The organism is Pirellulimonas nuda (assembly GCF_007750855.1).
Lineage (GTDB): Bacteria > Planctomycetota > Planctomycetia > Pirellulales > Lacipirellulaceae > Pirellulimonas > Pirellulimonas nuda.
In genome coordinates, this window is the sequence record NZ_CP036291.1 from 2,017,726 (window position 1) to 2,030,573 (window position 12,848).

At 67.0% G+C, this 12,848-nt stretch carries 10 protein-coding genes; 4 read left to right on the forward strand and 6 right to left on the reverse strand.

Going from position 1 to position 12,848, the window contains the following annotated elements; translation table 11 throughout:
- Positions 1 to 55: 55 nt before the first annotated feature.
- Entirely contained in the window at positions 56 to 529 is a 474-nt protein-coding gene (locus Pla175_RS27255; protein WP_449301093.1) for a DUF7738 domain-containing protein, read from the forward strand.
- 49 nt (positions 530 to 578) lie between these two features.
- Here Pla175_RS27255 and Pla175_RS08425 read toward each other — a convergent pair whose 3' ends face one another.
- The 3 genes from Pla175_RS08425 to ilvD all read right to left on the reverse strand — a co-directional run bounded on the left by Pla175_RS08425 (position 579) and on the right by ilvD (position 4,543).
- Positions 579 to 1,313: an NAD(P)H-hydrate epimerase gene (locus Pla175_RS08425; RefSeq protein WP_145283116.1), complete on the reverse strand. Its 735-nt coding sequence runs from the start codon at positions 1,311 to 1,313 to the stop codon at positions 579 to 581.
- Positions 1,314 to 1,480: 167 nt separating this feature from the next.
- Positions 1,481 to 2,575, reverse strand: coding sequence for a hypothetical protein (locus tag Pla175_RS08430; RefSeq protein WP_145283118.1), 1,095 nt, complete (start codon positions 2,573 to 2,575; stop codon positions 1,481 to 1,483).
- Between the two features lie 231 nt (positions 2,576 to 2,806).
- Complete coding sequence (ilvD, locus tag Pla175_RS08435; protein ID WP_145283120.1) at positions 2,807 to 4,543, reverse strand: dihydroxy-acid dehydratase; 1,737 nt, start codon at positions 4,541 to 4,543, stop codon at positions 2,807 to 2,809.
- Positions 4,544 to 4,803: 260 nt separating this feature from the next.
- Here ilvD and Pla175_RS08440 point away from each other — a divergent pair, with 260 nt between their 5' ends.
- Positions 4,804 to 5,442, forward strand: coding sequence for an HAD family hydrolase (locus tag Pla175_RS08440; RefSeq protein ID WP_145283123.1), 639 nt, complete (start codon positions 4,804 to 4,806; stop codon positions 5,440 to 5,442).
- Positions 5,443 to 5,469: 27 nt separating this feature from the next.
- On the opposite strand, the gene Pla175_RS08445 is transcribed toward Pla175_RS08440, so the two are convergent.
- A complete protein-coding gene (locus tag Pla175_RS08445) occupies positions 5,470 to 8,895 on the reverse strand; it encodes a trypsin-like peptidase domain-containing protein (protein WP_145283125.1) in 3,426 nt (1,141 codons plus the stop codon).
- Between the two features lie 165 nt (positions 8,896 to 9,060).
- On the opposite strand from Pla175_RS08445, the gene Pla175_RS26445 reads away from it, so the two are divergent.
- Both Pla175_RS26445 and Pla175_RS26450 read left to right on the forward strand, forming a co-directional pair.
- Positions 9,061 to 9,237 (forward strand): hypothetical protein, encoded by a 177-nt coding sequence (locus tag Pla175_RS26445; RefSeq protein ID WP_231954275.1) that lies wholly within the window; start codon positions 9,061 to 9,063, stop codon positions 9,235 to 9,237.
- Positions 9,238 to 9,323: 86 nt separating this feature from the next.
- The gene (locus Pla175_RS26450; protein ID WP_391527864.1) at positions 9,324 to 9,707 is read left to right on the forward strand and encodes an HAD-IA family hydrolase; all 384 of its coding nucleotides are present in this window, start codon (positions 9,324 to 9,326) and stop codon (positions 9,705 to 9,707) included.
- 200 nt (positions 9,708 to 9,907) lie between these two features.
- Here the strand turns inward: Pla175_RS26450 and sigZ are convergent, their stop codons facing one another.
- Entirely contained in the window at positions 9,908 to 10,480 is a 573-nt protein-coding gene (sigZ, locus tag Pla175_RS08455; protein ID WP_145283130.1) for an RNA polymerase sigma factor SigZ, read from the reverse strand.
- Between the two features lie 1,321 nt (positions 10,481 to 11,801).
- A complete protein-coding gene (locus Pla175_RS08460; protein ID WP_145283132.1) occupies positions 11,802 to 12,809 on the reverse strand; it encodes an SAM-dependent methyltransferase in 1,008 nt (335 codons plus the stop codon).
- Positions 12,810 to 12,848: the final 39 nt, after the last annotated feature.

Consider the following 12,848-nt stretch of genomic DNA (forward strand, 5'->3'; position numbering starts at 1 on the left):
GCCGTTGGTCATAGTGAAAACATCTTCGATTGCGTCGGCTCCCTATGTGAGACCGATGTACGACCTGCTTGGACCGCCAGACCGAGTCGACTCTGGGACGTTGCCGGCACCCGTGGGACATCGCAACGGGCTGCGACATATCTACGATGCTCTTGGTATCACTATGAACGAGCATCACTACACGTACCGTATCACGTGCGTCGATTGCTGGTTTAGCAGCTCAGACCCGGAGTACGATTTTACGCCCAAGTGCGATTTCGCAGGGCATATCGTCGTCGATGGCAAAGAACTGTCGCTGCGCGGCGATGTACGCGGTTTGCTGGCCGATGCCCCAGTGGAGTTTGAAGGAGGATTTGGTGGCAGATGGCATTATGCTTTCGATGGATTCTGCATCTTTGTGTCGTCAAGAGGTCGTCTGCTGCCATCAGGTCGCCGCAGCAAAGTTCGGAACGTCACGAGTGTGTCCATATCCTGGCCACACGACCCCTGGCAGAAACCCGAAATATCAGTTACTCCGAGCTCCGGATAAGGGCTCGACAATGCAACACAGCCGGCTTCCCGGCCAAAGCAGCATGACTTCAGCTTCCGCCATCGATGCCGGTAACGGACGTCTCAGCATTGTTTGCTAGTCCGCCATCCCAAGAACTGACCGTCGCATCAAACGGCGCCCCAATATCCACCACGTAGCAATCCCCCAGCAGCGGCCGCGCCCCCTCCTCGTTGAACCCCAGCTTCGGCGCGACCATCGTCACCGTCACGTCGGCCCGGACCGTGGGGTCGGCCGGTTCGCCCGTGTCGCAGTCGAGGCCGCTGGGGAGGTCGACCGCTAGCCGGCTTGCGCCTTGGGCGTTCATCCAGCGGATCGCGGCGTCGAGCGGTGGACGCGGCGCGCCGGTGGCGCCGGTCCCGAGCAGCGCGTCGATGATCCAGCCCTCGGGCATCGCGCCGAGCGCCGTGGCGAGCGCTTCCTCCGACTCTGCGACCGAGGCGTCGAGGATCGGCACGTTGAGCCGGGTGAGGACCTCGTAGTTCAGCAGCGCGTCGCCCGCCAGCTCGCTGGGCGCCGCGAACAACGCCACGCGTACCTCACGCCCCTCAGTCCGCAGCAGCCGGGCCAGGGCAAACCCGTCGCCGGCGTTGTTCCCCTTGCCGCAGCAAACCAAGTAGGGGCCCGGCGACTCTTGGTTCAGCAGAACCTCAAGGCAGCCGCGGGCCGCGTTCTCCATCAGCACGATGCTGGGGACGCCCAGCGTTTCGATCGCGTAGCGGTCGAAGCGACGCGCCTCGTCGCGGCTAATCCTGGGGCCTTGCATGGCCCTAAGTTAGCACACTTGCTAAGCCACGTCGGGTGGCTGGGGTCGAAGGCGCTAGCCGGAGCCCCCAGCGGCGTATCGTTCGCAGCCCGGGGTTCGGGGGGCCGCTGGGGGCTACGCCTTCGGCTTCGACCCCAGCCACCCGGCTTCCTCCATCGGCGCGTTGGCTACGCTGCGACGCGGGCCGGGGGTTCGGCGACGGGCTGCTTCGGCTTACGCAGCTTCCGCCACGCGACCGCGGCCAGCGGGGCCAGCACCAGGGTGCACACGATCTCTAGGTTCCCGAAGACCAGGTCGCCCACACGCTGCATGAGCGGCACGCGGACGCGGATTTCTTTGTCGAACGTCTTGATCGAACGCATCACGCTCTCGCCGTCGATCTTCACCCGCGCCGAAAGCGTCAGGTGCAGCGGCTGCACGTCGGTCCGCACCGGCTCGATCTGCCACCGCCAGACGGTCGGCTCGGCGCCGCTGATCGCTTGCGTGTCGGGGGTGATCGCCTCGATCTCGAAGCCCAACCCCGTCAGTTCTGCCTGCATCAGTTTGGCGAACTTCACCCGGGCGGTCTCTACGGCGCCCGCGCCGCGTACGTCGGCCGCCAGGCTCGACTGGGCCTGCGTGGCCGACATCCGCAGCTCGATTACCGCCGAGTCGCCGTAGGGGATTTCTTCGGGCGTGTTGAACGCGATGCTGGCCGACTTCAGTCCGGCCAGGATGCGGTCGATCTCGGCCTCGGGAGGGGCCTGCTCGGGTGCGGCTGACTCCGGGTCCTTCATTTGTCGAATAATCCCGGCGTGTGGCGACGCACTATCCGCCGTCATCCGCTGTGATTGGTTGAAACCGGCCGCTGGGGCGGCGCTCGATCTGGGGTGGGCCCACGCCGGGCCGGCGTTCATGGACTGCTGCTTGCTGGGCGTGGAGGCTGCGACGCCGTCGGCGGGGCTCAACTCTGGCTGCACGGCCATCGCGGGCGCTTCGGTCGCATCGCTGCCCCATTCGTCGTCGGCCCGTTCAATTTCGGCCCAATCGTCCGCTCCCGAGGGGCTGTAGGCCATGTCGGGGTCGAAGTCGGGGTACCCCTCCTCCGCAGCGTAGGCCTCCATCTCGGCGAGCTGTGCCTGCTCGCGTCGCTCCATCGTGGCGCGGGACTCGGGGGACGCTCCATCGCGGGCGACATGCAGCGACGGCATCAACACCGCGAGCGCCGCCAAGCCGACGACGGCCCAAACGGCAAGAAAAATAGGCGTACGGTAGCGCTTCATCCGGCGGGCTCCGGTTCGAGATTCGCCGGAACCGTACAGGGTTGCCGCGGTGCGGTGAAGGTCAGTCGCGCGTCCCCCCCTCCCCCTGAAGAGGGAGGGAGGAAGCGCGTGGCGGGTGGCTGGGGTCGTAGGCGTCAGCCGAAGCCCCCAGCGGCGCACCAGTCGCAGCCGCGGTTCGAGCCGCTGCTGGGGGCTGCGCCTTCGGCTCCGACCCCAGCCACCCAGCCGCCGTTAGGCTTCGTCCGTCACGCAGCCTTCGCTGGCGCTCTTCACGCAGCGGATGTACTTGCCCAGCGTGCCGCGGGTCGCTTTGAGTGCTGGCGCCTGCCAGGCCTTGCGCCGCTTGGCGATTTCGGCGTCGTCCACGCCCCAGGTCACCGCGTTCTGCTCCGCGTCGATAATGATGGGGTCGCCGTTTTGCACGAGCGCGATGGGCCCCCCCTCCTGCGCCTCAGGCGTCACGTGCCCCACGATAAACCCGTGCGAGCCGCCGCTGAACCGGCCATCGGTTATCATCGCGACGTCGCTCCCCAGCCCCGCGCCTATGATGGCGCTGGTGGGGGTGAGCATCTCCGGCATGCCGGGGCCCCCCTTGGGGCCCTCGTAGCGGATGATCACCACGTCTCCCTTGTTGATCTTGCCATCCTCCAGCGCTTGGAGCATGTCTTCCTCGCTGTCGAAGCAGTTGGCCGTGCCCTCGAACCGCAGCCCCTCCTTGCCGGTGATCTTGGCCACTGCGCCATCGGGACAGAAATTGCCGCGCAGGATCCTAATATGCCCGGTCGCTTTGAGCGGCTTGTCCAGCGGCATCACCACCTCTTGCCCATCGGTCAGCGACGCTTGGGCGCCCAGCGACTCGGCCAGCGTCTTGCCGGTGACGGTCATGCAACTGCCGTCGATCATGCCGTGGTCCAGCAGCAGCCGCAGCACGGCGGGCGTGCCCCCGACGTTGTGCAGGTCTTCTTGCACGTACTTGCCGCTCGGCTTCAGGTCGGCCAGGTAGGGGGTGCGGTCGGAGATGGTTTGGAAGTCGTCGATGGTGAGCGGCACGTTCACGGCCCGGGCCATCGCCAGCAGGTGGAGCACCGCGTTGGTGCTGCCCCCGACCGCGATCACGTAGGTGATGGCGTTGTCGAACGCCGCGCGGGTCATGATGTCGCTCGGCTTGAGGTCCAGCTCCAGCAGGTTCAAGATCGCCTTACCGGCGTCGAGGCACTCCTGCTGCTTCTTGGGGTCGACCGCGGGCGTGCTGCTGCTGTGCGGCAGCGCCATCCCCATCGCCTCGATGGCGCCCGCCATGGTGTTGGCGGTGTACATGCCGCCGCAGGCGCCCGCGCCGGGGCAACTCTTGCGGACGATCTCGGCCCGTTCTTCTTCGGTGATCTTGCCGGCCAGCGCCTCGCCGAAGCACTGGAACGCGCTAACGATGTCGCGCACCTGCTTCTGGCCCCCAAACCGCGTGATGCCCGGCTTGATCGTGCCGCCGTACACCATCAGGCTCGGCCGGTTGAGCCGGGCCATCGCCATCAGGCTGCCGGGCATGTTCTTGTCGCAGCCGGGGATCGTCACCAGCGCGTCGTACCACTGCGCCTCGCAGACCGTCTCGATGGAGTCGGCGATCAGGTCGCGCGACTGCAGGCTGTAGCTCATCCCGCTGGTGCCCATCGAGATGCCGTCCGACACGCCGATGGTGTTGAACCGCATCCCCGCCATGCCGGCCGCCACGACCCCCTCACGCACCTTCGCGGCCAGGTCCAGCAGGTGCATGTTGCAGGGGTTCCCCTCAAACCACATGCTGGCGATCCCCACCTGGGGCCGCTGCATGTCTTCCTCGGTCAGCCCCGTGGCATACAGCATCGCCTGGCTGGCGCCCTGGCTCTTTTTTTGCGTGATCACGCGGCTGTACTTGTTCAGCACGCCTGTCGTGGAGGATTCTTTCGCGGGAGCAGGGGGGGCAGCAGCGGGCATGGCGATCAACGTATCGGAAGGGCAGGGGAGTAGGTTTTGTAGTAGGGTGGCTGGGGTCGCAGGCGTCAGCCGGAGCCTCCAGGCCGTTGCCTCTCAGTGGGGACGTTATGCAATGGCCAACGTGGTCTGAGCCACTGCTGGGGGCTGCGGCTGACGCCTCCGACCCCAGCCACCCAGTCTAGTACGTTTTTGTGCCTTTTTGTGGCAATCCGTCCGTCGGCTATGCTAACCGCTCCAAGCCACGAACCCAATCCGGCCCCATGCCCACGCCCAAGTTCCTGTACTTCGACCTCGGCAACGTGCTGCTGTCGTTCTGCCACGACCGCATGACCCGCCAGGTGGCCGCGGTGTTCGGGGTAGAAGAAGCAAGAGTCCGCGCCGCGACGCTCGCGGGCCCGACCAAAGAATCCCCCCAGTGGCGGTTCGAGCAGGGCCTAATCACCGAGCCCGACTACTACGAGCACCTGTGCGGCGAGCTGGGCTCGCGCCCCAACCGCGCGGCGCTTGACCTGGCCGCCAGCGACATCTTCGCCCCCATCGACGCGTCGTGGCGCATCGTCCGCCGCCTGCACGCGGGGGGCGCCCGGCTGGGGGTCCTCTCCAACACCAACCCCACCCACTGGCGCTTCGTCACCGACGGCCGCTACCCGATCCTGACCGAGTGTTTTGAGCACGCCGTGCTCAGCTACGAGGCCCGGAGCATGAAGCCCGACCACGCGATCTACCAGCAAGCAATCGACCGCGCCGGCGTGCCGGCCGGGGAGGTGTTCTTTGTCGACGACCGCGAGGACAACATCGCGGGGGCGATTGAGGCGGGGCTCGACGCGGTGGTGTTCCGGTCGGCGGAGGGGTTGGAGCGTGACCTCGCCGCGCGGGGGGTGTTGGGCGCGGAAGGGTGACCCCGATCTCACGCCGAACGGCGGCCGTCACTTCGCCTCATGCCGCACCCGAAGCCTGGCCAGCCCTTGCAACGCCGCTTCGCTCGCGATGGTGTCACCCTCGGCTTCCAGGAAGGTGATCAGCCGGGACTCAACGGCCGGCGAGCCAGCCCGGCCGAGCGCCTCCGCCGCTGCGGCGCGTTGCATGGCGTCGCGCGAGCCGAGCATCTCGATGAGCGTCCGTTCGCTGTCGGCGCTAAGGACGCGGAACGCCCGGCACGCCTGAAGATCTAGCGTTGGGGCGGACAGCATCGGCAACAGCAGTTCGGCCGTGCGGGCGTCGCCTACCTCCGCCAGGGCGGCAAACAGCGCCTTGCGGGCACGGGGGGTCCGCGCGCGCGGGAGCCATTCATTGAGCAGTGGCGCATGGCTCTCGTCCCCCCAGACCGCCAGGGCCGCTGCCGCTGCCAGAACCACCTGTGAGGGGTTGCTCTTCCCCAGCCGGGGCGTGATCTGGGCGAGCGCCGCGTGGCGGAGCTCGGGCTCGGGCGCAGCGTTGGAAAGCTTGATCAGCCACCCTTCGGCGTCGAGGCTACGACCCCCGATATTCGCCAGCGCGGCGACCGCCTCGCGCCCCGGGTCTGGCTTCGTCGGAACTTGGCGCACCGGGGAACCGGACGATGATCGTGACGCAAGTTGAGGGTGGGAGCCCGCCTGACGACCCTCGATCGCGCGGATGGCGCCGTCGATCCGATGCCCGGTGAAGCCATCGGCCTGCGCCCGCGCCTTCCGCAGCGCGTCGAGGCTTTCCGGCCCGCCTATTGACTCCAGCACGCGGCAGGCGGACTCGACCACGTCGTCGTCGCGGCTGGTGAGAAGGTCACGCATGGGAGCTTCGGACCGGGCCCCGAAGCGGATCAGCGCGTCCTCGCAGGAGCGCCGCGCCATGCCGCCGAACCCGCGGTCCGGTCGGCCGACCTCTGCGACGACGACGTCGAACACCGTTTCGTCCCCCAACCTGCAGATGGTCTCCAGCAGGACGTTCCGGTCGACGTCCGGCGTGGACCGCAGCAGGGTGACTAATGCCTGGACCTGTGACACGTCGCCCCATCGCTGCAGAGCTCGAAGCGTTATTGTGCGGTCTATCGAATCGCTCCCTTGCGCGACATCGAGCAATGCCGCGGCCACTTCGGCGCGAAGCTCTGGGTCGACCGGCAGCGAGATCAGAGCGCTCACGTGCTTGAAGCGGCTCGGGCCGCCCTTGGTTGGGGAGCGGAGCCCATCCCGCGCCTCGATGATCCGCTGCCGGTCCGTCAGCGACGCCTGCCTGTCCTGCTCTGTTTGCGTCGCCCGTTCCGCGCGCAGCCGCTGAGCGATTGCGGCGGCCTTCGATTCCATCTCGGCCTTGTTGAAGGGGCGCCGACGGAAAGAGAATACCAGCGGGACCACCTCCTCCTCCCCACCGCCGCGCAGCCAGCGGAAGTCGAGCGCCTGTCTCCCCTCCAGCGGCGCCCGGTCGTTCAGCGAGAACCACACGCTGCCGTTGCCATCGATCCGAAACGTGGGCCGGCCGCTCACATCCGTTGCCTCAACGCGCACCGTCTTGCGGATGCCGATGCGGTCCTTTTCGGTTCGCGCCAATCCGTACGAGTTCCGTATCGATGCGTGGTACACCGTCCGCGTGCTCTGCTGGTAGAAGGGCGAACGGGTCGCCAGGCGGGGCGTTGCAAAGCCCCCCATGCCGCGACTGGCGCCGCCGCCAGCAAGGATCCTGCGGTAGTGACCGACCCCTCCCCGCTGAGCTTCGTCTGACACCGTCAGCAAGCGTTCTTCCTCGACCTCCCACTCCGGCTCGCCCTCTGGGTCCAACGGGTCAAGCAACCAGTGGACCGGGTGCTCGAAAAAGAAGGGGAGCCGCATGGCGCCGCCGTGATCGCTCACGCCGCCGTCGCCGGTGAGTCGGAAATGGCCCACCTCCGTCGTTTCTCCTTCCTGCCAGGTCACCCCGTCCCCCGGCGCCGCGCGGCGGTCCTGCGTACAGGCGTACTGCACACGCTGGCTTGCCACCGCCGCCGTTGTGACACGCACCAGGGCGACCCCCTTGGCGACGCGCTGCAACGAACCTGACTCGGCCGCTGCCTCGGACCCCGACGCGCGAACGCCGCGTCGCTCCATCATTGCGCGAACGGCGTTCGACGGAACCGCGAAGCCGATGTTCGAGATTTCAACGTGCGAGATCCGCGCCATGGCGACGCCGACCAGCTCGCCGCGGGCGTTCACCACCGGGCCTCCGCTGTTGCCCGGGTTGACCGCCGCGTCCACCTGCAACAGGCCGCCGTCTTCTTCGGCGAGCCGACTGGAGACGATCCCGCGCGTGACGTTGAGCCGCGCCCGCAGCAACGGCGACAGCGGGTAGCCAACCACCCGCACATCGTCCCCCAACTCGGCGCCGTCCGAGTCCGCAAGCGCCAGCGGCTCGAGGCCCTGGCCCTCGACCCTCAGCAGCGCGAGGTCGTTCTCTGTGTCCAGCACCACGACCCGCGCGTCGTACGCCTGCTCTCCTAGCGTGACGGACAACCGCTCGGCATTCTTCACCACGTGCGCACACGTCGCCAGGTGGCCGTCGGCGCTCACGACGAACGCGGTCCCGAACCCGTCGAACCCCTCTTCGTCCGTCGGCCGCGCTTCGCTCGGCGGCGGCTCTTCGGCCGCGGCCGAAGGACTATCCTTCCCATCGAGCGCTTCCGACCAGGTCGGGCCGACCCCCATCCGGCAGGCGCCGGCGGTGGTGATGGTGTGGGTCGGCCCATCGGCCTCGCATGCGTAGTCGAACGTGTAGTACTGCCCCCGCGGCCAATCGTACGCGAGCCCCGGGGCGCCGGCGCCGATCACGTCGATGTCGTCTGCGTAAGCCGCCGGCAGTCGCCGTCTTGCGCCCCCCGTCGGGAGTGCGTCATTCACCACGCGCGACGGCGCCGGCTGGCGATCGGCGCCCCCTGCACGCGCCGCCGGCCCCGCGCGATCTTCCTGCGGCAGCCAAATGTTCCGCTCCAGCGGCGCCTCAGCGGCCAGGTCGAAATCGGGCTCGACGGGCGCCCCGGCCAGTTGCCGATCCACTTCCGCGCTGAAGTGCGTCAAGCAGAAAAAGGCGGTCGCCCCCGCCGTCACCAGCACCAGCACGGCGCCCACTCCGACCGGGCCAAACCAAGGCCGACGCGACGGCGCCGCCGGCCGATCAAGTCCCACGGGAAGCGGGTTGTCTTGTTCGTTCGGCGGCGTCGGTTGGGGTTGCAGCACCGGCGCAGTTTCCGGGGGCGCCGCGGGCGGCGGTTCGACTGGCCGCCGCTGCACAGCCAGCGTCCCCCCGCACTTGGGGCAAGCAGGCAATACGGCGTCACCCGCCGCCACGCCCTCCGGCAGCTTGCCGCGGAACTGCTTGCCGCACGTCAGGCATTGAAAGTCGAGTGACTGCATGGGTTGGATTGTAGCCCACGACGAATCCGCAGCCAATCAACTTCGGCCCAGCGTAACGCGAACACGGCGGCCAGCGATGGCCATGCATCTTGCAGCATGGGAGCTTCGAACCGCGTCGCCGGGAAGTAAACATGATAGCCATCGCGCCAAACCCAATCCGGCCCCATGCCCACGCCTAAGTTCCTGTACGTCGACCTCGGCAACGTGCTGCTGTCGTTCTGCCACGACCGCATGACCCACCAGGTGGCCGGGGTGTTCGGCTGGAAGAAGCAAAAGTCCGCGCCGCGACGCTGGACGGCCCCGCCCAGAGTTCGGCCCAGTGGCGGTACGAGCAGGGCCTAATCACCGAGCCCGACTACTACGAGCACCTGTGCGGCGAGCTGGGTTCGCGCCCCGACCGCGCGGCCCTCGACCTGGCCGCCAGCGACATCTTTGCCCCCATCGACCAGACCTGGCAGCTCGTCCGCCGGCTGCACGCGGGGGGCGCCCGGATGGGGATCCTCTCCAACACCAACCCCACCCACTGGCGCATCGTCACCGACGGCCGCTGGCCGATCCTCACCGAGTGTTTTGAGCACGCCGTGCTCAGCTACGAGGCCCGGAGCATGAAGCCCGACCGTGCGATTTACGAGCAAGCGATCGACCGCGCCGGAGTCCCCGCCGGGGAGGTGTTCTTTGTCGACGACCGCGAGGACAACATCGCGGGGGCGATTGAGGCGGGGCTCGATGCGGTGGTGTTCAGGTCGGCGGAGGGGTTGGAGCGTGACCTAGCCGAGCGCGGGTGGGCCGATCAGCCGAGCGGAGGTCGGTAGTCCACCGAGGAGGGGTGCGGCTAGTCGCCTCGCGTTCAAGATGTTCTGTCCAACAGGCAATCTGTTCGCCAGATCGCGATTCGCGGTCGCCGGAAGGACCGGCTTGCCATCCTGCCGGTAAAGCTCCTCCGCTTCGTCAATGCGTTAGCACAACTGCGGCTGGTGGCACGGCTGGGGCGCCGCTGTTGAAGCCATGCGTTTCAATCTCCACACTCCCGGCACTCCTGCTGGTTGGGCTTGGGATCGCACCCCATGACTCGGCCGCGAGCGTCCAACTCGAACGAACAGCAACGTTCGAGAACACCCTTTAGCATGGCTCTGCCGCGTTGAATCCGGGACTTCGCGCCGGAGAGCGAGAGGCCGAGCCGGTCAGCGACGAACTGCTGCGGCTTGTCCTCGATCTCGGCCATCTGCACCGCTTGCCGATAGCCGTCCGGCAACAACTGGATCATCTCTTGCAACCAAGTGGCGTCTCGACAGCCGGATTGCGGGTCTTGGGCTTCGTCGCTCACGTGCTCGACGTCAGTGAGCGCCAAGGTCGGATCCCTGGTCCCGCGGTGGTGATCGTGGACCACGTTCCGAGCGATCTGGTACACCCACGCCGCCAGTCGTTCCGCATCCTGGAGCGTTCCGATGTTGCGGTGGACCCGCATGAACGTCTCTTGGAGGAGATCGTCGGCGACATGATCGTCGGGGACCCTGCGGCGAATGAACCGCCGGAGGTCCAGACTCAGGTGTGACCAGATCGCATCGGTCGTGGGTTGCGTCTTCATCAATGCGTCTCAGTCGCACTTCGGCCGCGATGGGACGCAGCAGTCCGCCGTCACACAGCAGTCTACCGAGACGCAGCAGCCCGCCAGCACGCAGCAGACCGGCGGTGCACAGCAGACCGGCGGTGCACAGCAGTTTGTCGGGGGGCAACATCCGGACGGGACACAACACACCGTCTTGCTGCCGGTTTCGGGGGATGGGGATTGCATGGTTCTGCTCCTGTTGTTTCGAGGTCGTCGCGGTTGAACGTCAGCCGCTTCCGAACAAACAGACGGAGCCAGCAGAGAAAGGACGCAGGAAATCCGGCGGATTGGGGCCCCGCGGCGGCCGTGGCACGCGGAGATGCCTATTTCCGCAGTCAATCATGCCCCCCCTCTGCGGCCGAGCGCAGAAACGCAACTGTCCGGCTAAGTGAACTCGTTTTACCGCAGCTAAGTTGTCCCGGCCGGGCGCCATGTCCATCCAAGCGTGGAGCATGGCGACCAGCCAGCGATGCCCAGCCAAAACGAACGAAACGACGGAACCTCTCCGGGTGTCCCTAGCAGTTAGCGCTTCCGGCCATCGGCCGCGTTTGAGCCGCCGTGAAAGCACGCCGAGGCAAACCATCCCAAAAGCACCGCCATACAAACCATTGTCGTGACGCTGAGCACGGTTGCGAGCAGCAAGAAGAGAACCCCCGCTATCGGTTGCGTCTCGATCTGCGGGCCGTCATCGGGCAGCCTAAAGCGATCGATTCACTGGAACGCGATGTAGAGTGCTACGCACCAGACTAGGCTGAACAGCCGCAGACGGGAGATCCCGAGCATCGCACTTGCCGATCCAGGATTGAATTGGTTTGGCCGATTCTAATGCAAAATTCTGACAATCTTCACGTAGCGATCGCTTTCTCTCATGACTGCGACTCCTCAATGGCGCGTTTGACGGCGCGTCCCAACCACGCCCCAACGTCGGCCCCGGGAATGCGCCTCTGACGACGCCCCGCCGCCCGATCCTTATCGCTTCTGTGTGGCGGACCTGCAACCGCGCCAGCCCCTGAATCGCGGACAACCGCCGGGGCCTCCCAAGTGGCTAAAAATGCCGCCCGCGGCCCCTCCGTAATCGGCGATAATCGACGCTATTTCGGGATCGCCGCCGCCGGAGATCGTCGCGGGATTTTGTCCGCTAGGTGTCCGCTAGGTGTCCGCTATGTCCGCCCCGGGAGCGTCGATGCAGACCACTGCGGCGCGGTTAGACCGCGCAGGCAGGGAGTTTTTGAGATCGAGGGGGGGTTTTGTCCGAAAATCGCCCCGTGGGACACCGGACAAAAGGACAAAACCCGCCGGCCTACGCACGCCGCTCGGCCACGGCGGCGTTTTTGCGGATAATCAGGCCGATGGACGTGGCCGCGTAGCGCTTGAGCATCAGCCGCAGGTGACGGTCCTGGGTGTAGGGGGGCCAGTCGATGTGGCGGTCGAAACGCTGCTGGCCGGGGTCGAGCGAGATTGGTTCGACGTGGTGGCCCTGGCTTACGAGCTCGCGGACCATCGCTTCGATGTCTTGCCGGCGGAAGATGACGGTCGAGCGGTTGTCGATCGTCCGGCGGTTGCTGGTGAGGTTGAACTCGGTGGTGTGGATCGCGACGCCGCCGGGCTTGAGGCAGCGCATCTGGTTCCAGATAAACTCCTGTCCGAGCCGGAGCGAGCCGCAGTGCTCGAACGAGCAGGTGCTCCAGGTGAAATCGAACCCGGTGAGGTCTTCGGGGATGTGGTTCATGTCGACGTGCCGGTACTGGACGCTGCCGGTGTCGCCGCCGCTACTGCCGCGGACGATCTGGCCGGCGACCGCCACGCTGCTCATGTGCTGGTTGGTCTCGCGCCACGCCTGGGCGCGCTGGTCGGCCTGGTCGAGGTCGGTGGCGACGATCTCGCAGCCGCGCTCGGCGAACATGCGGGGCAGGGGCTCTTCGCCCACAGCGAACCCGAGGCCGCGCTTCCCGGGCGCCAGCAGGCCGCGTTCGTACAGCGCTTGCAGCAGGTAGGCCTGCTCCCACAGCTTGCGGTGCATGCGGGGCTTCACGCCGATCTGGTCGAGCCAGTACGCGAACGCGGGGCTGGTGAGCTGCGACTCGATGCACAAGCAGCTCGAGAGCCGGTCGGCCGGGCGGCCCGAAGCGGGGCGGCCTGGGTAGTCGAAGTCGCAGCCGGCGGGGGAATCCAGCGGCAGGAAGGGGACGTCGGCGGCGCCGGCGGCCAACACTCGGCGGCGGATCACGGGGCGGCGGCCGGTGACGCCCAGCCACAACCGCTTCCAGCGTGGGCGGACTTGTTCCTTCCAAAACTTGGGGCTTGCCATCACCGGGCCCTGAATCGAGGTCGATTGCGGGGCGCAGCT